The sequence below is a fragment of the Citrobacter sp. KTE30 genome (assembly GCF_000398825.1).
Taxonomy (GTDB): Bacteria; Pseudomonadota; Gammaproteobacteria; order Enterobacterales; family Enterobacteriaceae; genus Citrobacter; species Citrobacter freundii.
On the sequence record NZ_KB976055.1, the window covers coordinates 75672 to 100936 of the forward strand.

20 protein-coding genes and 1 pseudogene are annotated in these 25265 nt (G+C 53.4%); 13 read left to right on the forward strand and 8 right to left on the reverse strand.

The features are described from left to right. Window positions 1–65: 65 nt before the first annotated feature. On the reverse strand, window positions 66–347 hold the full coding sequence (locus WC1_RS22235) for a YjcB family protein (protein ID WP_003844730.1): 282 nt from the start codon (window positions 345–347) through the stop codon (window positions 66–68). Between the two features lie 553 nt (window positions 348–900). Between WC1_RS22235 and WC1_RS22230 the strand changes: the two genes are divergently transcribed. Then, window positions 901–2487, forward strand: coding sequence for an EAL domain-containing protein (locus tag WC1_RS22230; protein WP_003841054.1), 1587 nt, complete (start codon window positions 901–903; stop codon window positions 2485–2487). A 2-nt stretch (window positions 2488–2489) separates the two neighbouring features. Here WC1_RS22230 and soxS read toward each other — a convergent pair whose 3' ends face one another. Continuing rightward, the gene (gene soxS / locus WC1_RS22225) at window positions 2490–2813 is read right to left on the reverse strand and encodes a superoxide response transcriptional regulator SoxS (protein ID WP_003031731.1); all 324 of its coding nucleotides are present in this window, start codon (window positions 2811–2813) and stop codon (window positions 2490–2492) included. Between the two features lie 86 nt (window positions 2814–2899). Between soxS and soxR the strand changes: the two genes are divergently transcribed. From soxR to WC1_RS22210, 3 genes are all read left to right on the forward strand, one after another. Next, window positions 2900–3358: a redox-sensitive transcriptional activator SoxR gene (gene soxR / locus WC1_RS22220; RefSeq protein ID WP_003031733.1), complete on the forward strand. Its 459-nt coding sequence runs from the start codon at window positions 2900–2902 to the stop codon at window positions 3356–3358. A gap of 724 nt (window positions 3359–4082) precedes the next feature. Further along, the gene (ghxP, locus tag WC1_RS22215) at window positions 4083–5432 is read left to right on the forward strand and encodes a guanine/hypoxanthine transporter GhxP (RefSeq protein ID WP_003031735.1); all 1350 of its coding nucleotides are present in this window, start codon (window positions 4083–4085) and stop codon (window positions 5430–5432) included. Window positions 5433–5589: 157 nt separating this feature from the next. Further along, window positions 5590–7236, forward strand: a complete 1647-nt coding sequence (locus tag WC1_RS22210; protein ID WP_003031737.1) for a Na+/H+ antiporter — start codon at window positions 5590–5592, stop codon at window positions 7234–7236. 83 nt (window positions 7237–7319) lie between these two features. Here the strand turns inward: WC1_RS22210 and WC1_RS22205 are convergent, their stop codons facing one another. Then, window positions 7320–8210: a LysR family transcriptional regulator gene (locus WC1_RS22205; protein WP_003844732.1), complete on the reverse strand. Its 891-nt coding sequence runs from the start codon at window positions 8208–8210 to the stop codon at window positions 7320–7322. Between the two features lie 101 nt (window positions 8211–8311). Here WC1_RS22205 and WC1_RS22200 point away from each other — a divergent pair, with 101 nt between their 5' ends. Both WC1_RS22200 and WC1_RS22195 read left to right on the forward strand, forming a co-directional pair. Next, on the forward strand, window positions 8312–8722 hold the full coding sequence (locus WC1_RS22200) for a CidA/LrgA family protein (RefSeq protein ID WP_016149408.1): 411 nt from the start codon (window positions 8312–8314) through the stop codon (window positions 8720–8722). Beyond that, window positions 8715–9404, forward strand: a complete 690-nt coding sequence (locus WC1_RS22195) for an LrgB family protein (protein ID WP_003031745.1) — start codon at window positions 8715–8717, stop codon at window positions 9402–9404. The genes WC1_RS22200 and WC1_RS22195 overlap by 8 nt, the downstream gene beginning before the upstream one ends. Window positions 9405–9449: 45 nt before the next feature. Here the strand turns inward: WC1_RS22195 and actP are convergent, their stop codons facing one another. The 3 genes from actP to acs form a co-directional block, all read right to left on the reverse strand. Next, on the reverse strand, window positions 9450–11099 hold the full coding sequence (gene actP, locus WC1_RS22190; RefSeq protein WP_003031747.1) for a cation/acetate symporter ActP: 1650 nt from the start codon (window positions 11097–11099) through the stop codon (window positions 9450–9452). Beyond that, entirely contained in the window at window positions 11096–11410 is a 315-nt protein-coding gene (locus WC1_RS22185) for a DUF485 domain-containing protein (protein ID WP_003031750.1), read from the reverse strand. The genes actP and WC1_RS22185 overlap by 4 nt, the downstream gene beginning before the upstream one ends. A gap of 237 nt (window positions 11411–11647) precedes the next feature. Next, on the reverse strand, window positions 11648–13606 hold the full coding sequence (gene acs / locus WC1_RS22180) for an acetate--CoA ligase (RefSeq protein ID WP_003841063.1): 1959 nt from the start codon (window positions 13604–13606) through the stop codon (window positions 11648–11650). A gap of 433 nt (window positions 13607–14039) precedes the next feature. Here acs and nrfA point away from each other — a divergent pair, with 433 nt between their 5' ends. The 7 genes and pseudogenes from nrfA to gltP all read left to right on the forward strand — a co-directional run bounded on the left by nrfA (window position 14040) and on the right by gltP (window position 22212). Continuing rightward, window positions 14040–15476 (forward strand): ammonia-forming nitrite reductase cytochrome c552 subunit, encoded by a 1437-nt coding sequence (gene nrfA / locus WC1_RS22175; RefSeq protein WP_003031755.1) that lies wholly within the window; start codon window positions 14040–14042, stop codon window positions 15474–15476. 44 nt (window positions 15477–15520) lie between these two features. Then, window positions 15521–16087, forward strand: a complete 567-nt coding sequence (gene nrfB, locus WC1_RS22170; protein WP_003031758.1) for a cytochrome c nitrite reductase pentaheme subunit — start codon at window positions 15521–15523, stop codon at window positions 16085–16087. Next, complete coding sequence (nrfC, locus tag WC1_RS22165; protein ID WP_003031761.1) at window positions 16084–16755, forward strand: cytochrome c nitrite reductase Fe-S protein; 672 nt, start codon at window positions 16084–16086, stop codon at window positions 16753–16755. Before nrfB ends, nrfC begins: the two co-directional genes overlap by 4 nt. Continuing rightward, the gene (gene nrfD / locus WC1_RS22160) at window positions 16752–17708 is read left to right on the forward strand and encodes a cytochrome c nitrite reductase subunit NrfD (protein ID WP_003031764.1); all 957 of its coding nucleotides are present in this window, start codon (window positions 16752–16754) and stop codon (window positions 17706–17708) included. The genes nrfC and nrfD overlap by 4 nt, the downstream gene beginning before the upstream one ends. An 8-nt stretch (window positions 17709–17716) precedes the next feature. Further along, window positions 17717–19943: pseudogene (nrfF, locus tag WC1_RS22155) on the forward strand (heme lyase NrfEFG subunit NrfF). Beyond that, on the forward strand, window positions 19943–20554 hold the full coding sequence (nrfG, locus tag WC1_RS22145; protein WP_016149410.1) for a heme lyase NrfEFG subunit NrfG: 612 nt from the start codon (window positions 19943–19945) through the stop codon (window positions 20552–20554). Before nrfF ends, nrfG begins: the two are co-directional and overlap by 1 nt. Before the next feature lie 344 nt (window positions 20555–20898). Continuing rightward, the gene (gene gltP, locus WC1_RS22140) at window positions 20899–22212 is read left to right on the forward strand and encodes a glutamate/aspartate:proton symporter GltP (RefSeq protein WP_003031773.1); all 1314 of its coding nucleotides are present in this window, start codon (window positions 20899–20901) and stop codon (window positions 22210–22212) included. Between the two features lie 104 nt (window positions 22213–22316). On the opposite strand, the gene yjcO is transcribed toward gltP, so the two are convergent. Together yjcO and fdhF are read right to left on the reverse strand one after the other, a co-directional pair. Beyond that, entirely contained in the window at window positions 22317–23006 is a 690-nt protein-coding gene (yjcO, locus tag WC1_RS22135; protein WP_003031775.1) for a Sel1 family TPR-like repeat protein YjcO, read from the reverse strand. Between the two features lie 103 nt (window positions 23007–23109). Then, entirely contained in the window at window positions 23110–25257 is a 2148-nt protein-coding gene (gene fdhF, locus WC1_RS22130; protein WP_080602221.1) for a formate dehydrogenase subunit alpha, read from the reverse strand. Window positions 25258–25265: the final 8 nt, after the last annotated feature.

Here is a 25265-nt window from a genome sequence, read left to right on the forward strand (position 1 = left end):
GTAGAATCGTTATTGCTTAAAACCGTGTCCGACCGGGTATATTCTGGTCGGACACACTGTTGTTATCAGTTCAACACCATCGGCCATTCTGGCGGTGTGTGGCTCATCACTTCGACCATCACGGTTTCAATGTTCTTCCAGATAGTAGACATATCCACCAGGGTTATGCCGAGCAATCCAGTCGCAAACCAGCAGGCAAAAACCAGCCCCAAACCGCTGCTAATGACGGCCAGGCCAATATAATCTGATTTACGAAAACGGATATTGAGCGTACTGGCTAAAAACATCAGCACTGCACTGAGTAATTGCCACCGCAGAAGAACCACGCCAGTTGTTATCGTTGCCATGAAAAACGTCCTCAGAAAGTCTGGATGCCCAGGACAGCGCGGGGGTGTTCACCGAGGGTGTAGTACTCTGGCTATCGACGGGCAATAACATGAATGAAACATTGTTTCTGTTACATGATTTTTGTGAACTATATCACAAGTGCTCGTTTGTTCACCAGTGCTGGACGTTATTTTTACAGGATCATAACCACTCTCAATGTGTGGTTATATTCAAAAAGGCTTTTGACACTAAATAATCAATCTTAAAGGTGCATTTAGACCACCGGTTTAATTTATCCTAAATTTTGTGTTAAAAAAATTTAATGAATTTCTTAAATGCAACCAGGATAGTGCTCATAAAAAATTTACGTTTTAGGGATAATAACGTTGTGAAATAAGCGTAACTTTAAGTTTGCCTTACGGAAAAATAATATCATCATCAACTATTATCAGACTTTTACATAGAGACGTCTGTTGCTAATACTGATAGATTCATGCAAGTTAACTAGCTGGTGTTTATAGCATCCTGCCGTGACAGGTACTGGCATAGACAAAACAGGGACATAAGGCTGACATGAATCACAGTGCGCGACGCAAGCTGCTGAAGTTGCTGGGAACATTCATGGTGGTATTGCTCCCCGTGGTGCTGGCATTATGGTTTGCTCAAATTCGGGCTATGTCCGAAACCCGTAATCAACTCCGCTCATTTGCTCAACTGGTGTTAAATAAAACAGAATTGGTAATCCTGCAAGCCGATTTGGCGCGTGATATGGCCCAGTTGTATCAGGGTAAGATGTGTACCCCGGCACATCAGAAAAGTATGCTGAATATTATTCGCGGTCGTTTATATATCAGCGAGCTAATTTATGCGCAGGGCGATCATTTTTTGTGCTCTACGTCGATGGTGCCACCCGTTACCTATATTATGCCGACCGCAGACTATAAACGTACGCCGGATATCGCCATCTATTACTACCGCGATACCCCTTTTTTCGCTGGCTACAGAATGACGTACATGCAACGTGGGAACTACGTCGCAGTCATAAATCCATTATCCTACAGCGAAGTCATGTCAGATGATCCGGATCTGTCCTGGGGCGTATATGACACAGTAACAGATACGTTTTTCTCTGCCAGCGAAGCGGCAAATATTGCGCAATTCGCGCCTCTCGTACGCGGTGAAGCCTCGACCTTTCAACAAGACGATCGCTTTTACACCATCGTGCATTCAGAAAAACGCCCAATTGCGATCATTGTGTCGACCTCAGACAACCGCGTAAGTCAGATTTTCTATCACGAGGCGGCGTTAACCATTCCCTTCGGGATTATCTGCAGCATCCTGATACTGCTAATGTGGTGGCGCACGCGCCAGGAATACTTATCTCCCCGGCGCTTACTAAAACGCGCGATCAAAAAACGTCAGCTTTGCCTGCATTACCAGCCGATCATTGATATTAAGAATGGACAATGTGTTGGTGCTGAAGCTCTGCTGCGCTGGCCGGGTTGTAAAGGTGAGGTGATGAGCCCGACGGAGTTTATTCCGTTGGCTGAAAAAGAGGGAATGATTGAGCGGATCACGGATTATGTCGTTGAAGAGGTATTCAACGATTTGGGGTATTTTCTTTCGGCGCATCCTCAGCTTTATATCTCGATTAACCTTTCCGCTTCTGACTTTCATTCATCCCGATTGATTGCTCTGATTAACGACAAAAATCGTGAGTACTCCGTGGCGGCCCAGCAAATTAAAGTCGAAGTGACGGAGCGGGGGTTCATAGACGTACATAAAATGACCCCAGTAATCCAGGCGTTCCGCAAGGCGGGTTATGAAGTGGCGTTTGATGATTTTGGCACGGGATATTCCAATCTGCATAATTTATCAGCGCTGAATGTCGATATCCTGAAGATCGACAAATCGTTTATTAGCACGTTGTCCACTAACAGCACCAGTCACTTGATTGCCGAACATATTATTGAGATGGCGCAAAGCTTACACCTGAAGACGATTGCGGAAGGGGTGGAAACGAAGGAACAAATCGAATGGCTGCTTGAACGCGGCGTACAGTATTGTCAGGGCTGGTATTTTGCGAAGGCGCTGCCGTCGCAGGAGTTCATGCACTGGATACAACGGTCGCCCGCCATACTGACGCAGAGCGGGCAATAAGTTTACAGGCGGTGGCGGTAATCGCTGGGGGTACGATCAAACTCGCGGCGAAACACGCGCGAGAAGGTTTGTTGCGATACATAACCAAGATCCATCGCGATATCGAAAATAGGTCGCTCAGTCGTCCTCAGTTCAACCGCCGCCAGCAGAAGTCGTCGCTGGCGGATGTAGTCACCCAGCGTCTGGCGCGTCACCGTGCGGAACATTCTCTGTAAATACCACTTCGAGTAACCTGATTTTTTCGCAACCGCCTCAATGTTCAGCGGCTGATCGATATGTTCATCAATCCATTCAATAAGGGTCTGAATAATCTGCTGATGGGACATAGGGCTGCCTCTTTCTCAGTATTCGATTCGTCGTTTTGTCTGTGGGCGAGTATAATTCCTCAAGTTAACTTGAGGTAAAGCGATTTATGGAAAAGAAATTACCCCGAATAAAAGCGCTGCTCACGCCAGGTGAAGTTGCAAAGCGTAGCGGCGTGGCAGTTTCGACCCTGCATTTCTATGAAAGCAAAGGGTTAATCAGCAGCATGCGCAACAGCGGTAATCAGCGTCGCTACAAACGTGATGTGTTGCGTTACGTGGCGATTATCAAGATTGCTCAACGTATTGGGATCCCGCTGGCAACGATTGGCGACGCGCTGGGCGTATTACCTGAAGGACATTCACTTAGCGCTAAAGAGTGGAAACAGCTCTCTTCGCAATGGCGTGAAGAGCTGGACCGACGCATTCATACTTTGGTGTCGCTACGTGATGAGCTGGATGGATGTATTGGTTGCGGCTGCTTGTCGCGCAGCGATTGCCCGTTGCGTAACCCAGGCGATCAGTTGGGCGAGCAAGGAACCGGGGCGCGTCTGCTGGAAGATGATTGATTGGTTTAAATATATGACGGATATATACCCTAAATAATTCGCGTTGTGGGAAGGCGGCAAGAGCACGAATCCCGATGAGCTTAGTAAACTAAGTGATTCGGGTGAGTAAACGCAGCCAACACACCTGCAACGTGAAGTATGACGGGTATAAAACTAAAGCGCCACAGAGGGCGCTTTAGTTTGGTTCCGGTCTTCGTCTTTCACTCTATCCCGCTGGTTCACGGGAGGGTTTCCCCCGACATCAACACCCCTCAGTCGAGCACATTAGGGGAGGTTCCGGCCTGTGTTGATAATGTAAGTGTAAGCTACCTCCCTCCATTTGCCAGTGAAACGATGATTTTTTAGCCAAAAAATTTACCGCATCTTCACCGGTTTTCTTGCGCGAGTTTGCGCGAAAAATAAGAACGATTGTTGCGACAATCTGGCGAAATTTGTTACCAGATTGCGCATTGACGATAACGTTTGCGCATCGACTGGTTGTTTATTGTGCGTTATAAGAAGAAATGAGTAAAAAGCGGCAAAGTTCAGTTGAAAACCGGCGTATGATCGCTGGATAATCGTTTGCTTTTTTTTACCACCCGTTTTTTATGCGCGGAGCTAAACGTTTGCTTTTTTGCGACACCCCTAATGACGCAAACCTGGCACATGGAGAAAACGTTTAGCAGGCAGTGGATTGTCCAGCACGCATAATGACGAAAAAATAAACTCTCAGGGGATGTTTTCTATGTCTACGCCTTCAGCGCGTACCGGCGGTTCACTCGACGCCTGGTTTAAAATTTCGCTTCGCGGCAGTACCGTTCGTCAGGAAGTCGTTGCCGGATTAACGACGTTCCTAGCCATGGTTTACTCCGTTATTGTGGTTCCAGGGATGCTGGGTAAAGCCGGATTCCCGCCTGCCGCTGTATTTGTGGCAACCTGCCTGGTCGCGGGCGTCGGTTCTATTGTCATGGGCCTGTGGGCAAATCTGCCGCTGGCGATTGGTTGCGCCATTTCTCTGACGGCGTTTACCGCATTCAGCCTGGTATTGGGGCAACATATCAGCGTGCCCGTTGCGCTGGGCGCGGTGTTCCTGATGGGCGTCCTGTTTACCATCATTTCCGCGACGGGTATTCGTAGCTGGATCCTGCGCAATCTGCCGCAGGGCGTTGCGCACGGTACGGGAATCGGTATCGGCCTGTTCCTGCTGCTGATTGCGGCAAACGGCGTTGGTCTGGTGATTAAGAATCCGCTGGACGGTCTGCCGGTTGCGCTGGGCGACTTCGATACCTTCCCGGTGATTATGTCGCTGGTTGGTCTGGCGGTGATTATTGGCCTCGAAAAACTGAAAGTACCGGGCGGCATCCTGCTGACTATTATCGGTATTTCCATTGTTGGCCTGATTTTCGACCCGGCCGTGCATTTCTCCGGTATTTTTGCCATGCCGTCTTTGAGCGACGAAAACGGCAACTCGCTGATCGGCAGCCTGGATATTATGGGCGCACTGAATCCTATCGTTCTGCCGAGCGTGCTGGCGCTTGTTATGACCGCCGTCTTCGATGCGACCGGCACCATTCGTGCCGTAGCCGGACAGGCGAATTTGCTGGATAAAGACGGACAGATTATCGACGGCGGCAAAGCGCTGACCACCGACTCCCTGAGCAGCGTGTTCTCTGGTCTGGTGGGCGCTGCTCCTGCGGCGGTATACATTGAATCCGCAGCGGGTACGGCGGCAGGCGGTAAAACTGGCCTGACGGCGATCACCGTTGGCGTCCTGTTCCTGCTGATCCTGTTCCTCTCTCCGCTCTCGTATCTTGTACCGGTATACGCAACGGCGCCTGCACTGATGTATGTGGGCCTGTTGATGCTGAGCAACGTTGCGAAAATCGACTTTGCTGACTTTGTCGACGCAATGGCGGGTCTGGTAACGGCCGTATTTATCGTGCTGACCTGTAACATCGTTACCGGCATTATGATTGGCTTTGCTACCCTGGTGATTGGCCGTCTTGTCTCTGGCGAATGGCGCAAGCTGAACATCGGCACGGTGGTTATCGCTATCGCGCTGGTGGCCTTCTACGCGGGCGGCTGGGCTATCTGATTTTTGTTCGATAAAGATCCTCAAAACGGGTGGCTTTGGCCGCCCGTTTTTATTTTCAGAACACACTCGTTGTCTTTTGCGTTACTCTCAATTAGATAGAATTGAGGCACGACGCCTCTCATCACCAATCATAAGAAACATCGCAAACAGGGAACGCATGGAAATCTTTTTCACCATACTCATCATGACCCTTGTGGTCTCGCTGTCGGGGGTATTTACTCGCGTATTGCCCTTCCAACTCCCTTTACCCCTAATGCAGATCGCCATCGGCGCCTTGCTGGCGTGGCCGACGTTTGGTTTGCATGTGGAATTCGATCCTGAGCTGTTTTTGGTGCTGTTCATCCCGCCGCTGCTCTTTGCCGATGGCTGGAAGACGCCAACGCGTGAGTTTCTCGAGCATGGGCGAGAGATCTTCGGCCTTGCGCTGGCGCTGGTGCTGGTCACGGTGGTCGGCATTGGATTTATGATTTACTGGCTGGTGCCGGGGATACCACTTATCCCAGCCTTTGCGCTGGCCGCCGTCCTTTCGCCAACCGATGCTGTTGCCCTTTCCGGCATTGTGGGGGAGGGGCGCATACCGAAGAAAATCATGGGCATCCTGCAGGGCGAAGCGTTGATGAACGACGCCTCCGGTCTGGTCTCTCTGAAGTTTGCCGTCGCCGTGGCGATGGGGACGATGGTATTCACCGTTGGTGGCGCAACGCTTGAGTTCTTCAAAGTGGCGATTGGCGGCATCCTGGCTGGTTTTGTCGTCAGTTGGCTGTACGGGCGCTCCCTGCGCTTCCTCAGCCGCTGGGGCGGTGACGAGCCGGCAACGCAAATCGTCCTGCTGTTCCTGCTGCCGTTTGCGTCTTACCTGATTGCGGAACACATCGGCGTTTCCGGTATTCTCGCGGCGGTCGCTGCCGGGATGACGATCACCCGTTCCGGGGTGATGCGCCGCGCACCGCTGGCGATGCGTTTACGTGCTAACAGTACCTGGGCAATGCTGGAGTTTGTGTTTAACGGCATGGTCTTCTTGCTGTTAGGGCTACAGTTACCGGGGATTCTGGAGTCTTCCTTAGCGGCGGCCGAGGTCGATCCGAACGTTGAAATCTGGATGCTGTTTACCGATATCGTGCTGATTTACGTGGCGCTGATGCTGGTACGTTTTGGCTGGCTGTGGACGATGAAAAAATTCAGTCTGCGCTTCCTGAAGAAAAAGCCGATGGAATTCGGATCCTGGACGACGCGTGAAATCCTGATTGCCTCCTTTGCCGGCGTGCGCGGGGCAATCACCCTCGCCGGTGTGCTCTCCATTCCACTGTTGTTACCGGATGGTAGCGGATTCCCGGCGCGATATGAGCTGATCTTCCTTGCCGCAGGCGTGATTCTGTTCTCGCTGTTTGTTGGCGTGGTGATGTTGCCGATTCTGCTACAACATCTGGAAGTGGCAGACCACTCGCAGCAGCAGAAAGAGGAACGTATTGCTCGCGCTGCTACGGCAGAAGTGGCGATTGTCGCGATCCAGAAAATGGAGGAGCGACTGGCCGCGGACACCGAAGAGAACATCGATAACCAGTTACTCACCGAGGTGAGTTCCCGCGTGATTGGTAACCTGCGTCGTCGCGCCGACGGACGCAACGATGTGGAAAGCTCGATGCAGGAAGAAAACCTCGAGCGACGTTTCCGCCTGGCAGCGTTGCGTTCAGAACGCGCAGAGCTTTATCACCTGCGCGCGACGCGGGAAATCAGCAATGAAACGCTGCAAAAGCTGCTGCACGATCTGGACTTGCTGGAAGCGCTGTTGATCGAGAATCAATAAACGAGAGAGCCTGATGCGCTACGCTTATCAGGCCTACAAAACCGATGTAGGCCGGATAAGGCGTTTGCGCTGCATCCGGCATTTTACGACGCTTGCGGTAGCCAAAACCCTTCACAGCATTTGAGCCACGCCTGGGCGCTGTGCGACAGATACACGCCTTCGCGCCAAATCATGCCCAACTGCCAGCGTAAATCACTCTCCAGAGGGATCCAGCGCAATGTTTGCTTATCCAGGCGCTGGCAAATCGGCTCCGGCAAAATGGCAATCCCGACTCCGGCTTGTACCATCGCAGCCAGAAAATCCCACTGCCCGCTGCGTACCGCGATGCGGGGCTTGACGTTGTGTTGGCTAAACAGCTCAAGCAATTGGCGGCTCAACGCGAAATCTTCGTTGTAGATCAGTAGCGGATGTTCCGCCAGTGCCTCGGGGGAAATGGATTCGCATGTTGTCCACTGACCGGAGCGGGGGACCAGCACACAGAGCGGATGACTGAAAAGCGGTAAGGTCGCCAGACCACTCTCTTCTTCAACCGGCAGCGCGGTCATCGCGACATCCAGATCGCCATTCATCACCGCCTGCTGGACGGTTAAGCCGCCAAATTCAGAGACCTTCAGCTCAACGCCGGGATAGCGCTGGCGAAACAGGCTGATAGGCCCGGCCATCAACATACCGACCATCGGCGGGATACCGAGGCGCAGCACACCCCTGTTGAGGTGATTAATGTCGCTAAGTTCGGCTTCAAGCTGGCGAAACTCAGCGAGGATCGCCAGGCCGCGTTCGAAAACGACCTGCCCGGTGTCGGTTAACAACAACCGCCGCCCGTCGCGGATGAGCAACGTGCAATTAAGCTCGTCTTCAAGGTTCTTCAACATCTTGCTGATGGTGGGCTGGGTGACAAAAAGCTTCTCCGCTGCGCGAGTAAAGCTCTGCTGACGAACCACCTCAACAAAATATCGCAGCGTTCTGATATCCATGATTATTCCTTAAGACTATGCCTGCAATGAGTTTAATTCATTTCAGTCCTGGACGGGGGCTCTCTATACTGGCGCTCTCTATTTTTTAAGGACATACCCTCATGGCTGTGGCGATAAGCCGCGTGACGCCTGCTGTTATTCATCGACTCCAGATCCCCGTTCAGGTTCTGTTGTACGCAGGTCTCTTTGTATTTGCTCAATATCTTGTCTCCTGGCTGCATCTGCCGCTTCCTGCCAACCTGGTAGGGATGGTGCTGATGCTGGCGTTAATTGTCTGCCGGGTTATCCCGCTGAACTGGATTCGCGCAGGTGCTCGCTGGTTACTGGCTGAAATGCTGCTGTTTTTTGTCCCGGCGGTGGTCGCCGTTGTGAACTACACGCAGCTGTTGCTGGTTGATGGCTGGCGTATATTTACTGTTATTGCGATCAGTACGCTGATGGTGCTCGGCGCAACGGCGTGGGTGGTGGATAAAGTGTATCGCTATGAAATGAGCAGGCTAAACCGTGAGTAATTTTCAGCTAAGCGTGCTGTGTCTGGTGATTACGCTGGGTATCTACTTTGCTAATAAGCGTTTGTATCGCCGTTTTCGTAAATTACCGCTGATGCCATTAGTTCTCACCCCAGCCCTGCTGGTGCTGATGCTAGTCTTCGGCCATATCTCCTGGCAAAACTATATTGGTGAATCGCACTGGTTGCTGTGGCTGTTAGGACCGGCGACCATCGCCTTTGCCGTTCCGGTGTATGACAACCTTGCGGTGATTAAGCGTCACTGGATGTCGCTGACGGCGGGCGTGGTAACGGCAACGCTGGTGGCCGTCACCAGTTCCGTGTGGCTGGCGCGCCTGTTTATGTTGCCTGATGAGATCCAACGCAGTCTGGCGGTTCGTTCCGTCACCACGCCATTTGCGCTGGCAGCGGCAGAGCCATTGGGCGGGCAGCCGGACCTGGTGGCCTTGTTCGTGGTGGTGACCGGCGTATTCGGCATGGCGGTCGGCGATGTGCTGTTTTTACGCCTTTCCATTCGTGAAGGAATGGCGAAAGGCGCAGGATTTGGCGCCGCATCGCATGGCGCAGGTACGGCGCGCTCTTATGAGCTTGGTCAGCAGGAGGGCGTGGTGGCCAGCCTGGTAATGATGCTTTCCGGTGTGGTGATGGTATTGGTGGCGCCGCTGGTCGCGAGGCTGATGTTCTAAGAAAGGATGTAATCCTCCGGCCCGAAAGCCGGAGGAGAGGGGAGGTTAGTGCGCGCGACCTTGTTCTACGCCGTACCCGGTCTGGGAGCGGATGAATTGAGCACGGAACTGCTCGCGTTCGCGGTTGCCTTCTTCTGAGTTGTCGGTAGCAGAGAAGAACCAGATCCCGAGGAACGCTATGCTGATGGAGAACAGCGCTGGATATTCATACGGGAAAATGGCTTTTTCGTGACCGAGGATCTGGACCCAAATGGTTGGGCCGAGAATCATCAATACTACCGCTGTTAACAGACCTAACCAGCCACCCAGCATTGCGCCACGGGTGGTCAGACGCGACCAGTACATGGAAAGCAGGATGATCGGGAAGTTGCAGCTGGCCGCGATGGCGAACGCCAGACCCACCATGAAGGCGATGTTCTGGTTCTCAAACAGCACGCCGAGCAGGATGGCTATCACACCCAGTACCAGTACGGTGATTTTTGACACCTTCAGCTCTTCACGTTCGGTTGCGCCTTTGCGGAATACGTTGGCGTACAGGTCGTGAGAAACTGCCGAAGCGCCCGCCAGCGTCAGCCCGGCAACCACCGCCAGGATGGTGGCAAACGCCACTGCAGAGATGAAGCCGAGGAACAGGTTACCGCCCACCGCATTCGCCAGGTGAACCGCCGCCATGTTGTTACCACCGATCAGTGCGCCTGCAGCATCTTTGTACTCTGGATTAGCACCTACCAGCATGATCGCGCCAAAGCCGATGATAAAGGTCAGGATGTAGAAATAACCCATAAAACCGGTGGCATAGAATACGCTCTTACGCGCTTCGCGGGCATCGCTGACCGTGAAGAAACGCATCAGAATATGCGGCAAACCTGCTGTACCGAACATCAATCCAAGACCTAACGACAGGGCGGATATCGGATCTTTTACCAGACCGCCCGGGCTCATAATCGCGGAGCCTTTCGGGTGTACTGCCATCGCTTCGGTGAACAGGTTGTTGAAGCTGAAGCCGACGTGCTTCATTACCATGAAGGCCATAAAGCTGGCGCCGAACAGCAGCAGAACAGCTTTAATGATCTGTACCCAGGTGGTTGCCAGCATGCCGCCAAACAGAACGTACATCATCATCAGTACGCCAACCAGTACGACGGCGATGTGATAGTTCAGACCAAACAGCAGCTCAATCAGTTTACCTGCGCCGACCATCTGGGCGATCAGATACAGAGCGACCACCACCAGGGAACCACAGGCCGACAGAATACGGATTGGACCCTGTTTCAGACGATAAGAAGCAACGTCAGCAAAGGTGTAACGACCGAGGTTACGCAAACGCTCAGCAATCAGGAACAGGATAATTGGCCAGCCGACCAGGAAGCCGAGTGAGTAAATCAGCCCGTCATAACCGGAGGTAAATACCAGCGCGGAAATTCCAAGGAACGATGCCGCCGACATATAGTCGCCCGCAATCGCCAGCCCGTTCTGGAAACCGGTGATGTTACCGCCGGCGGTGTAGTAGTCATTACGCGAACGTACGCGTTTAGACGCCCAGTAGGTAATGCCGAGCGTAAAGATGACGAAAATCAGGAACATAACAATCGCCTGCCAGTTGGTTGGCTGGCGTTGAACTGCACCGCTAATAGCATCCGCCGCGTTTGCGGCGAAGGGCAGCGTGGCGGCAAGCGCCGTCAGGACTCTCTTCATGATGCTTTAACCTCGTGCAGAACCGCATTGTTCAGGCGATCAAATTCACCGTTTGCCCGCCAGATATAAATCCCGGTCAGAATGAAGGAGATGAGGATCACTCCGACCCCAATCGGAATACCCCGGGTGACGCTGGTTCCCGCGTGGAGCGGCGTACCCAGCCAGCCAGGCGCAAAGGCAATCAGTAAAATAAAGCTGATATAAACTGCCAGCATGATGATGGACAGAATGGTGGCAAACCGTTGCCGTTTTTCTACTAACTCCCTGAAACGCGCACTGTCTTCTATCCGCTGATAAATTTGGTCATTCATCACAGAGTCTCCAGAGATACCCCCTTCGTCTTTCACGCCGCAGGTGCGTTGGCCGCACTCGCCCACCCCAGTCACATAGTGAACTATGCTCCTGGGGATGTGCTCGCTTGCCGCCTTCCTGCAACGCGAAATCCTTTGGGGGAGGGTTTTTATATTTCCCTCCCGGTCAGGGGAGGGGTAGGGATAGGATTTGTAGACCCGATAAGCTGCGCGCCATCGGGCATTTCACAGTTATGGTTATGATGGCATCGCGATGGCCTGCTTCTCTTCGAGCAGTTTCTCCACGACGCCAGGATCGGCGAGAGTCGAGGTATCGCCCAGATTGCTGGTATCGCCCGCCGCGATTTTACGCAGAATACGGCGCATGATTTTGCCGGAGCGGGTTTTCGGCAGTGAGTCGGTCCAGTGCAGCACGTCTGGCGTTGCCAGCGGGCCAATTTCTTTACGCACCCAGTTGCGAACCTCGGCGTACAACTCAGGTGACGGCTCTTCACCGTGATTCAGCGTGACGTAAGCGTAGATCGCCTGGCCTTTAATATTATGCGGAATCCCTACCACCGCGGCTTCGGCAATCTTCGGATGCGACACCAGCGCCGATTCGATTTCAGCTGTTCCCAGACGGTGGCCGGAGACGTTCAGCACATCGTCCACACGTCCGGTGATCCAGTAATAGCCATCTTCGTCACGGCGCGCGCCGTCGCCGCTGAAGTACATATTCTTGAAGGTAGAGAAGTAGGTTTGCTCAAAGCGTTCGTGATCGCCAAACAGCGTTCTCGCCTGGCCCGGCCACGAGTCGGTAATCACCAGATTGCCTTCGGTCGCGCCTTCCAGCGGATTACCTTCGTTATCGACAATCGCAGGCTGTACGCCAAAGAATGGACGGGTTGCAGAACCGGCTTTCAGTTCGGTGGCGCCCGGCAGCGGGGTGATCATGAATCCACCGGTTTCAGTCTGCCACCAGGTATCGACGACCGGGCATTTTTCGTTGCCGATCTTCTTCCAGTACCACTCCCATGCTTCCGGGTTGATCGGCTCGCCAACTGAACCCAGGATACGCAGCGACGAACGGTCAGTGCCTTCAATCGCTTTATCGCCTTCCGCCATCAGGGCGCGAATGGCGGTCGGTGCGGTATACAGAATATTGACCTGATGCTTGTCCACAACCTGCGACATACGCGCCGGGGTAGGCCAGTTTGGCACGCCTTCGAACATCAGCGTAGTTGCGCCACAGGCCAACGGACCGTACAGCAGGTAGCTATGCCCGGTTACCCAGCCTACGTCAGCGGTACACCAATAGATATCGCCCTGATGGTAATCAAACACATACTTAAAGGTGGTTGCAGCGTAGACCAGATACCCGCCGGTAGTGTGCAGCACGCCTTTCGGCTTGCCGGTTGAGCCGGAGGTATACAGGATAAACAGCGGATCTTCCGCATTCATCTCTTCCGGCTGGTGTTCTGAGCTGGCCTTCTCGATAAGATCGGACCACCACAGGTCGCGACCTTCCTGCCATTCCGTTTTTCCACCGGTACGTTTGAGAACGATCACATGTTCAACGGTTTTCACATTTGGATTTTTCAGCGCATCATCGACGTTCTTTTTCAGTGGGATAGCGCGCCCGGCGCGTACGCCTTCGTCGGCGGTGATCACCAGGCGTGAATTGGAGTCGATAATACGTCCGGCGACGGCTTCCGGTGAGAAACCACCGAAGATGACTGAATGCACCGCGCCAATACGGGCGCAGGCCAGCATGGCGACCGCAGCTTCCGGCACCATCGGCATATAAATGGCCACCACGTCACCTTTTTTAATGCCTAAATCCAGTAGCGTATTGGCGAAACGGCAGACATCGCGATGCAACTCGCGATAGGTAATGTTTTTGCTTTGGGTTGCGTCATCGCCTTCCCAGATGATGGCGGTACGATCGCCGTTTGCCTGCAGGTGGCGGTCAAGACAGTTTGCGGCCAGATTCAGGGTGCCGTCTTCGTACCATTTAATCGACACGTTGCCTGGTGCGAAGGAAGTGTTCTTCACCTGGCTGTACGGCTTGATCCAATCAAGAATTTTTCCCTGTTCGCCCCAAAATGTGTCGGGTTCGTTAACGGATTGCTGGTATTTCTCTGCGTACTGCTCCGGATTTATCAGGCAACGATCCGCAATGTTTGCGGGAATAGCGTGTTTATGTATTTGGCTCATGGCTTTTGTTCTCCTTGTAGGATGTTAATAATATGTCTCATAAACGTTAAATGTAGGGGCTTTGAGAGTTTTGTTTAGTATTTGCGCGGCAGATCACGCAATAAACGAATTGTGCAAATTAGCGACAAACTGAATTTTGAAGGGAGCTAGCAAAATTGACTAAATCTTGCGATAACATGTGGTTATCTAAAGGATTGTTGAAAAGGTGATCTGTCTCTGAATTAGACAAAAGAGGGTGCAATCAAAGGGAGTTACTAACTCTAAAGTGGTATTTTACATACACTTACAATTGATTAAAGACAACATTTTCAGTGTGGTTTCTTGTTACAAATAGGGTGGAGCAATGTCATGACAGTATTCGTGTGGTTGCTGTTATGGAAAACAATAAAAGAACCGCCATTGCAGATAATGGCGTCATCTGGATGAGACCCCTATGGCAAGGATAAAATCACGCGTACGCCGTTTCTTCAGCCTGTTAGTACCTTTATTATTTATCTCTGCAGTTCACGCTGAACAAACCCCCGTACCCGCAAAAACCGTCACCGTTGAAGCGAAGAATGAAGTCTTCGCCCCTCAGCATCCCGATCAATATCTCTCCTGGAAAGCCACGTCTGAGCAATCAGCCCGTGAAGATGCGCTGGCAGAAGATCCTCGTCTGGTGATCCTGTGGGCGGGATATCCCTTCTCGCGCGATTACAACAAACCGCGCGGGCACGCGTATGCAGTGACCGATGTTCGTGAAACCTTACGTACCGGCGCACCCAAAACGGCAGAAGATGGTCCGTTGCCGATGGCCTGCTGGAGCTGTAAAAGCCCGGATGTGGCGCGTCTGATCCAGAAAGACGGTGAAGATGGCTACTTCCACGGTAAATGGGCGCGCGGCGGTCCTGAAATTGTTAATAATCTTGGCTGTGGCGATTGCCATAACACCGCGTCACCAGACTTTGCCAAAGGCAAGCCAGAACTGACGCTGTCGCGTCCTTATGCTGAACGCGCGATGGAAACAATCGGCAAACCGTTTGAGAAAGCCGGTCGATTTGACCAGCAATCCATGGTCTGCGGCCAGTGCCACGTGGAATACTACTTCGACGGTAAAAACAAAGCCGTTAAGTTCCCGTGGGACGACGGCATGAAAGTCGAGAACATGGAGAAGTACTACGACACCATCGCCTTCTCTGACTGGACCAACTCCCTGTCTAAAACCCCGATGCTGAAAGCGCAGCACCCGGAGTATGAAACCTGGAGCGCAGGCATTCACGGCAAGAACAATGTGACCTGTATCGACTGCCACATGCCGAAAGTGCAGAACGCGGAAGGCAAGATTTACACCGACCATAAGATTGGTAATCCGTTTGATAATTTCGCTCAGACCTGTGCGAACTGCCACACCCAGGACAAAGCGTCCCTGCAAAAAGTGGTCGCCGAGCGTAAACAGGCCATTCATGACCTGAAAATCAAAGTTGAAGACCAGCTTGTTCGTGCGCACTTCGAAGCGAAAGCTGCATGGGATGCGGGTGCGACCGAAGCGGAAATGAAGCCGATTCTGGAAGATATCCGTCACGCGCAATGGCGTTGGGACCTGTCTATCGCCTCACACGGTATTCACATGCATGCCCCGGAAGAAGGTCTGCGGATGCTGGGTAGCGCAATGGATAAAGCCGCTGACGCACGTACCAAACTGGTCCGTCTGCTGGCGACCAAAGGCATCACGCATGAAATCCCGTTACCGGATATCTCTACCAAAGAGAAAGCCCAGGCGGCGATTGGTCTGAACATGCAGCAAATCAATGCTGAGAAGCAGGACTTCATCAAAACGGTGATTCCGCAGTGGGAAGAACAGGCGCGTAAAAACGGTCTGTTAAGCCAATAACCCCATTTCGCCCCGCAAGGGGCGGATAACTCAACGGAGTGAATATGAGCGTATTACGTTCGTTATTAACTGCTGGGGTGCTGGCGTCAGGCTTGTTATGGAGCCTGAGTGGAATCACTGCCACGCCAACGCCGCAGGAGTCGGATCAACGCTGGACGGTTACCCAACAGCGTAATCCGGATGCCGCCTGTCTGGACTGTCACAAGCCGGATACCGAAGGCATGCATGGTAAGCATGCGGAAGCCATCAACCCGAATAACAAACTGCCTGTCACCTGCACCAATTGTCACGGCCAGCCGTCACCGAACCACCGCGAAGGGGTGAAAGATGTGATGCGCTTTAATGAGCCGATGTACAACGTGGAGCAGCAGAACAGTGTCTGTATGTCCTGTCACCTGCCTGAGCAGTTGCAAAAAGCGTTCTGGCCGCACGATGTCCACGTAACCAAAGTGGCGTGTGCCAGCTGTCACTCACTGCATCCGAAGCAAGACACGATGCAGACGCTGAGCGATAAAGGACGGATCAAGATTTGCGTCGATTGCCACAGCGATCAACGTAACAATCCGAACTTTAACCCGGCGTCGGTTCCGTTGCTTAAGGAGCATCCATGAGTTGCTCTCGTCGCCAGTTTATCACCGGCGTCGGCGCGCTGGTGGCAGTGAGCGGGACGGCGGGGCGCGTTGTGGCGAAGACGCTGAACATCAACGGTGTGCGTTACGGTATGGTTCATGATGAGTCTTTATGCATTGGCTGTACGGCCTGCATGGATGCTTGTCGGGAAGTTAACAACGTGCCGGAAGGCGTATCGCGTCTGACGATTATCCGCAGTGAGCCGCAAGGGACATTTCCTGATGTGAAGTATCGCTTCTTCCGTCACTCGTGCCAGCATTGCGACCACGCTCCCTGCGTTGACGTCTGCCCGACGGGGGCATCGTATCGCGATGCCGCCAGCGGCATTGTGGATGTGAACCCGGACCTTTGCGTTGGCTGCCAGTACTGTATCGCCGCGTGTCCTTATCGCGTGCGCTTTATCCATCCGGTGAGCAAAACGGCGGATAAATGTGATTTCTGCCGGAAAACCAACCTGAAAGCGGGCAAACAGCCCGCCTGCGTTGAGTCATGCCCGACGAAGGCGCTGACGTTTGGTAATCTGGACGATCCCAACAGCGATATATCCCGTTTGTTGCAGCAGAAAACTACCTACCGTTACAAACTGGCGTTGGGTACAAAACCGAAGGTCTACCGCGTTCCCTTTAAATTTGGGGAGGTGAGCCAATGACATCCGCTTCTGCATTTCATTTTGAATCACTGGTGTGGGACTGGCCCATTGCCATCTATCTGTTCCTGATAGGTATCTCTGCCGGACTGGTCACGTTGGCGATTCTGCTGCGTCGCTTCCATCCGGAGGCGGGCGGTTCAGACAGCACGCTGCTGCGCACCACGCTGGTGTTAGGGCCGGGGGCAATTATCCTCGGTTTGCTGATTCTGGTGTTCCACCTGACGCGTCCATGGACTTTCTGGAAACTGATGTTCCACTACAGCTTCACCTCGGTGATGTCGATGGGGGTCATGCTGTTCCAGTTGTACATGGTGGTGTTAGTGCTGTGGCTGGCAAAAATCTTTGAAAAAGAGGTGATTGCCCTGCAACAGCGGTTCGTGCCGCGACTGACGATTGTGTCAAAACTCCTGACGCTAATCACGCCGTTCCATCGCGCGCTTGAGACGCTGATGCTGGTGCTGGCGGTTCTGCTCGGGGCGTATACCGGGTTCCTGCTGTCGGCGCTGAAATCCTATCCGTTCCTGAATAACCCGATCCTGCCGGTGCTGTTTCTGTTCTCCGGGATCTCCTCCGGCGCGGCAGTGGCGCTGATCGCCATGGCGTTACGCCATCGTAGCAACCCGCACAGTACGGAAGCGCACTTTGTGCATCGCATGGAAGTCCCGGTCGTATGGCTGGAGATCTTCCTGCTGGCGGCGTTCTTCGTCGGCCTGGCGCTGGGCGATGACGGCAAAATGCGTGCGCTGGCGGCGGCACTGGGCGGCGGATTCTGGACCTGGTGGTTCTGGCTTGGCGTGGCTGGGCTTGGGTTGATACTGCCGATGCTGCTAAAACCCTGGGCCAACCGCAGTTCGACGTTTCATGGCGTGCTGGCAGTGTGCGGCGCTAGCCTGACCGGCGTACTGCTGCTGCGCTTTTTTATCCTCTATGCGGGTCAGCTAACCGTTGCGTAAGGTGATATCTGGACGTTCTCCTTCCTGAAGCCGGTTTTCTGGCGCTGTTATTAAGCCTCGGGGTCAACGTGTTGACCCCGCTTGCCGTGTTGGTAGGTGTCCGCCAGCGTTGGCAGGGGGTGATGCGTCTGGCAAGCGTGGGCGTGTGGACGCAATTTGCCCTGCTGCTACTGGCCTTTACCATTCTGGTATTCTGCTTTTTGACCAGCGATTTTTCGGTGGTCTACGTTGCCCAGCACAGCTACAGCCTGCTGCCGTGGGGATTAAAACTGGCGGCGGTGTGGGGCGGTCATGAAGGATCGCTGCTGCTGTGGGTGCTGTTTCTTTCCGCCTGGAGCGCGCTATTTGCTCTTCGCTATCGGCGTAATACCAACGCGCTGTTTCCGCTGACGCTCAGTGTCCTTTCAATGATAACGGCCCTGCTGCTGCTGTTTGTGGTGGTATGGTCCGAGCCGTTCGTGCGTATCTTTCCGCCAGCCATTGAAGGGCGCGACCTTAACCCGATGCTGCAACATCTCGGGTTAATCCTCCATCCACCGCTGCTGTACCTGGGTTACGGTGGTTTGATGGTGGCGGCAGGCGTGGCGCTGGCCTCGCTGCTACGTAGTGACTTTAATGCGCAGAGCGCCTGGGTGTGCTGGCGCTGGGCCTTGCCCGGCTGGTGCGCGCTGACACTGGGGATTATCCTCGGCTCCTGGTGGGCCTACTGCGAGCTGGGCTGGGGCGGCTGGTGGTTCTGGGACCCGGTAGAAAATGCTTCCTTATTACCCTGGCTTTCCGCCAGCGCGCTGCTACATAGCCTGTATATCACGCGCCAGCGCGGGATCTTCCGCCACTGGTCGCTGCTGCTGGCGATCGTCACGCTGATTTTATCGCTGCTGGGGACGCTGATTGTGCGTTCCGGCATTCTCGTTTCGGTGCATGCTTTCGCGCTGGATAACGTTCGTGCCGCGCCGCTGTTTGCGCTGTTTACCGTGTTGAGTCTGGCGTCGCTCGGGCTGTACGCCTGGCGGGGCCAGCAAGTCCGGCAGAATGCTCGTTTTGGCGGTTGGTCACGCGAGATGCTGATTCTGGTTGCGCTGCTGCTCTTTAGTGCGGTGCTGCTGATTGTGCTGATTGGCACGCTCTACCCGATGATTTACGGGCTGTTCGGCTGGGGGCGGCTTTCCGTGGGCGCACCGTACTTTAACCGCGCTACGCTGCCCTTTGGCCTACTGATGCTGCTGGTTATTGTGCTGGCAATGGTCAGAAGCCGCAAAGTGTCTTTCCGCATCCAACTTCCGGCACTGCTGGCGCATGCCGGAGTGCTGGTGTTTGCGGCGGGGATCGTCTTTTCCAGCGGTAGCCGTCAGGAGATAAGCCTGAACCTGAGCCCTGGGCAGCAGGTTGAACTGGCGGGTTACATTTTCCGTTTTGAGCGTCTCGACCTGGAAGCCAAAGGTAACTACACCAGTGAAAAAGCGCAGATCACGCTGTGGCACAATGAAAAACGCATTGGCAGCCTGCAACCTGAAAGGCGCTTCTATGCCGCGCGTCGTCAACAGATGATGGAGCCGGGGATCCGCTGGAACCTGATGCATGACTGGTATGCGGTAATGGGTGAAAAAACCGGACCAGACTGTTATGCCATGCGCTTGTACGTGCAGACCGGCGTGCGCTGGATTTGGGGTGGGGGACTATTAATGGTCTTTGGCGCGCTGCTGAGCGGATGGCGAGGAAGGAAACGCGATGCGTAAATTAATCACAGCGTTGCCGGATGGCGGCGTAAACGCCTTATCCGGCCTACAAGGTGCGCAAACCGTAGGCCGGATAAGCGCAGCGCCATCCGGCAGAAAGTTATTACTCTTAACGCTCGTCCTGTTTTTCATTACTTTCGCTACGCATGCCCAGGTTGTGGACACATGGACGTTTGCCAACCCGCAGCAGCAGGAACAAGCGCTGTCTATTGCCAGCCAACTGCGTTGTCCACAGTGCCAAAACCAAAATTTGCTGGAATCCAATGCGCCGGTAGCGGTCAGTATGCGCCATCAGGTTTATAGCATGGTGGCGGAAGGGAAAAGTGAAGCTGAGATAACCACCTGGATGACCGAGCGTTACGGTGACTTCGTTCGTTATAATCCGCCGCTGAATGAACAAACGCTGCTGCTGTGGGCGTTGCCGTGCCTGTTGTTGTTGCTGGTAGGTGTCGTGGTCTGGCGAGTGAGAAGACGTCAGCATACGGAGGAAGGTGAATAATGAGCCAGTGCGAGCCGCTGTTACGCCCAATGCCCGTGAAGCGGCTGACCGCTGCGGTGGTACTGATGGTTGTGGCCTGCATTGGAGGTTACCTGTTGACGCCAAAATGGCAGGCGGTTCGTCAGGAGCAGACGCGACTGGCGGACCCTTTACATGCTTTCTCTGATGAAAATATTCAGGAAAAACAGTTGCTTTTTCTGCAATCGCAGATTCGAGCCAATCCACGGGACGGCGTGAAATGGGCGCAACTCGGGGAGTACTATCTTTGGCAAAACGCGTATCATAATGCGCTGCTGGCCTACGAGCAGGCGCTGCGTGTCGGCGGTGAAAATGCTGAGATCTATTCAGCGATGGCAACGGTATTGTATTACCAGGCCGGACAACATATGGCGCCGCCCACTCGCGAGATGATTGATAAGGCCTTGGCGCTGGACCCGGCAGAGGTCACCGCGCTGATGTTGTTAGCCTCAGATGCGTTTATGCAGGCAGACTACGCCCAGGCTATTTCAGTTTGGCAAAAAGTTATGGATTTAAACTCGCCGAGGGTGAACCGGGCACAGCTCGTTGACTCTATTAATATGGCGAAGTTGTTGCAGAATCGGCAAAAATAAATTTGTTTTATTTGTGATTTGTATCATTTTGCCTGTTTAAAAAACAGGCAAACGAACAGGTGAGCGAAAAAAACTCACGCTATGACTTCTTCATTTTTGAACATATTAAAATTCTTTTATAACAAAAAGTTATTCATCAATACCGCGATAAAATTGCATTTTTATGCATAAATTCAGCCAAAAGCCCTGTTCTTAGAGGGTTGCGCGGAATGCCATGCAGATGATAATGATAATAAGCGTTAAAAAACTCCATAAACGAACGCAACACAATTCATACCCTTTCAGTATGTACTATTCCCACACACCGCATGTGGAATAGCGCTCCATCGAGGAAGTCCGTTGTTATGAAAAATTTGAAAGTCAGCCTGGCATGGCAGATTCTAATCGCCATGGTGCTGGGCATTCTGCTAGGGAGTTACCTGCATTACCATAGCGACAGCCGCGAATGGCTGGTGGTCAACCTGCTGTCTCCGGCGGGCGATATCTTTATCCATCTGATCAAAATGATCGTCGTGCCGATTGTTATCTCCACGCTGGTGGTTGGTATTGCCGGGGTGGGTGATGCAAAACAGCTGGGCCGTATTGGCGCCAAAACCATTCTCTATTTCGAAGTGATCACCACCGTAGCGATTATTCTTGGCATCACGCTGGCGAATGTTTTCCAGCCGGGTTCCGGGATTGATATGTCGCAACTGGCGACCGTGGATATTTCGAAATATCAAAATACCACCGCAGAAGTGCAGAGCCACGCGCATGGCCTGATGGGCACGATTGTGTCGCTGGTGCCGACTAATATCGTCGCGTCGATGGCGAAAGGCGATATGTTGCCGATTATCTTCTTCTCGGTGCTGTTTGGTTTAGGCTTGTCTTCACTACCAGCAACCCACCGCGAGCCGCTGGTGACTGTGTTCCGCTCGATTTCAGAAACCATGTTTAAAGTGACCCACATGGTGATGCGTTATGCGCCAGTCGGTGTTTTTGCGCTGATTGCTGTGACCGTCGCGAACTTCGGTTTTGCCTCCCTGTGGCCGCTGGCGAAACTGGTGCTGTTGGTGCATTTCGCCATCCTGTTCTTCGCGCTGGTGGTGCTGGGGATTGTGGCGCGTATCTGCGGTTTGAGCATCTGGATCCTGATCCGCATTTTGAAAGATGAGCTGATTCTGGCTTACTCTACCGCCAGCTCCGAGAGCGTACTGCCGCGTATTATCGAGAAGATGGAAGCCTATGGCGCACCGGCTTCAATCACCAGCTTTGTGGTGCCGACCGGCTACTCATTCAACCTTGATGGTTCAACGCTGTACCAGAGTATTGCCGCGATCTTTATTGCGCAGCTGTATGGTATCGACCTGTCGCTGTGGCAGGAAATCGTGCTGGTGTTGACGTTGATGGTGACCTCGAAAGGGATTGCGGGCGTGCCGGGCGTCTCCTTCGTGGTACTGCTGGCTACGCTTGGCAGCGTGGGGATCCCGCTGGAAGGCCTGGCGTTTATTGCCGGTGTTGACCGTATCCTCGACATGGCGCGTACCGCGCTGAATGTGGTGGGGAATGCGCTGGCGGTGCTGGTTATCGCCAAGTGGGAGCACAAATTTGACCGCAAGAAGGCGCTGGCTTACGAGCGCGAGATGCTGGGTAAATTTGATAAGACCGCTAATCATTAATTAATGAAAGATTGCCGGATGGCGCTGCGCTTATCCGGCCTACGGAAGACGGTGAACTGTAGGCCGGATAAGGCGTTTATGCCGCCATCCGGCAATGCAAACCATTACCCGTTTGTTAACTTTTCAAACTCTTCGCAGCCGGTATCGAACCCTTCCATACAGCTCAGATTCAGCCAGTGCAGCGCCTTCTGTTTATTCTTCACGATAAAACCCTGCTCGCCGTTTAAGAACATCATTCCGGCCCAGTACTCGGAATAACCGGTGCGGGAGATGGCGGAGCTGCGTTTGAAATACCATGTCGCTTTTTCATCGTCTGCGGGGATCCCCACGCCGTTGGCGTAAATCAGCCCGAGCAGCATTTGCGCGTCGACGGCTGAGTCATTTTCCAGATCTTCAGAGGCGTTTTGCAGCAAGGTAATGGCTTTGGGGTAATCTGTGTGTCCTGCCTGGGTGTTGACCAGAATCCGCGCCAGGGTGAGTTCTCCTGCTTTACTGCCCGCTTTGGCTGCCTTTTCCGCCAGTGTTTTGGCCTGGGGGTAATCCAGACTGACCGGATTCGTAATTTTGATTTGCGCCAGGAGCGCGCAGGCGTCGGCATCGCCATTGTCGGCGGCTTTTTGCGCCCAATACTCGGCTTTGCTCAAATCGCCCGAACTGAACCAGGTATCGGCAAGAAAGTACTGTGCGCGACGGTCCCCTGCCTCAGCGGCCTGTAAGTACTGGCTTCCTGGCTCAGTATCACTGGCATGGGCAAAGAATGTCATAAAGAACATCAATGCAATGAGTTGTTTCATTTTGAGTTTTATTTAGGATACGGAATGAACAGTATAAAGAGATCGTATGGATAAAAAAACAGCCTCCGGGCGGAGGCTGTTGCAGAACAGGTACGTAAACGGACTAACCCATCGCGCTTTCGCGCAGACTGGCTTTCAGCTTGTTGTACTCATCAATAACATACTGCTCGGCAGCGCGCTGATCGGCAATGCGTTCAACGTTAACGGCACAGTACTTATACTCTGGCGTTTTGGTAATCGGGCTTAAGTTCTCGGTTACCAGCTCATTACATGCGCCAATCCACCACTGGTAGGTCATGTAAATCGCGCCTTTGTTTGGACGATCGCTGACTGCCGCACGGGTAATGACCCGACCTTTACGCGAGTTAACCCACACCAGTTCTTCGTCCTGGATGCCCAGGCGTTCTGCGTCGGCGGTGTTGATTTGGGCATAGCCCGGTTCATCCGCCAGAGCGGCCAGCGCCGCACAGTTACCGGTCATCGAACGGCAAGAGTAGTGGCCGACTTCACGCACCGTAGACAGTACCATTGGGTACTCTGGGGTGAGTTTGTCGATTGGCGCTACCCAGTCGCAGGTGAAGAACTGCGCCAGGCCGTTCGGGGTGTCGAACTTCTCTTTGAAGAGATAAGACGTCCCTTGATCGGCTTCTGAGGTGTCGCGGCAAGGCCACTGGATATAACCCAGTTCGCCCATTTTCTCGTAAGTGGCACCGTAGAAATCCGGGCACAGATGACGCAACTCGTCCCAGATTTCCTGGGTGTTGTTGTAGTGCATCGGATAGCCCATACGGGTGGCGATTTCACTGATAATCTGCCAGTCCGTTTTCAGATCCCACTTCGGCTCAACGGCTTTAAAGAAGCGCTGGAAGCCACGGTCAGCCGCGGAGAATACGCCTTCATGCTCACCCCATGACGTAGACGGTAAAATAACGTCTGCGGCAGCGGCGGTTTTGGTCATGAAGATATCCTGCACGATGACCAGTTCCAGATCCTCAAAGCCTTTGCGCACTGCGGAGAGTTCAGCATCGGTCTGTAATGGATCTTCACCCATGATGTACGCCGCGCGGACTTCGCCATGCGCAGCACGGTGCGGCAGTTCGCTGATGCGATAACCGGTATGTGCAGGAAGACTTTCCACGCCCCAGGCTTTAGCGAATTTCTCGCGGTTTTCCGGGAACTTAACGTACTGATAGCCCGGATAGGTATCCGGCAGCGCGCCCATATCGCATGCGCCCTGAACGTTGTTCTGACCACGAACCGGGTTAACGCCCACGCTTGGCTTACCGAGGTTGCCGGTCAGCATTGCGAGGCTGGTCAGTGAACGCACGGTTTCCACGCCCTGATAGAACTGGGTAACACCCATACCCCACAGGATAGCCGCGCTTTTTGCCGTGGCATACATACGTGCAGCCTGACGAATATCCTGCGCGCTAACGCCAGTGATATCTTCGACGGACTCCGGCGTGTAACCTTCGACAATCTTGCTGTACTCTTCGAACCCTTCCGTACGGGAGGCGACGAACGCCTGGTCGTACAGTTTTTCTTCGATGATGACATGACCCATGGCGTTGAGCAGCGCGATGTTCGAGCCGTTTTTCAACGCGATGTGCATGTCGGCAATACGCGCGGTTTCAATTTTGCGCGGATCGCAGACGATGATTTTCGCCCCGTTACGTTTAGCGTTAATCACGTGATTCGCCACGATCGGGTGGGAATCCGCCGGGTTATACCCGAAGATGAACACTAAATCTGTGTTATCAATTTCATTGATAGCATTACTCATTGCGCCGTTACCGACCGATTGGTGCAGACCTGCAACCGATGGGCCGTGTCAGACGCGAGCGCAGCAGTCAACGTTATTGGTACCAATAACGGCGCGCGCGAATTTTTGCATTACATAGTTGGTTTCGTTACCCGTACCGCGAGATGAACCGGTCGTCTGAATAGCGTCCGGGCCATACTTCGCTTTGATGGCGCTCAGACGAGTGGCGACGTAATCAAGCGCTTCATCCCAGGAAACAGATTCCAGTTTGCCGCCACGCTGGCGACGGATCATTGGGGTTTTCAGACGAGGGGTCAGGATCTGGGTATCGTTGATAAAATCCCAGCCATAGTAGCCCTTCAGACACAGAGTACCCTGGTTGGTTTTCCCCTGCGCCGCTTCAGCCCGGACGATTTTGCCGTTATCGACCACCAGGTTGATTTTGCAACCTGATGCGCAATATGGGCAAACCGTGACGACTTTTTTCATCGGTCTCG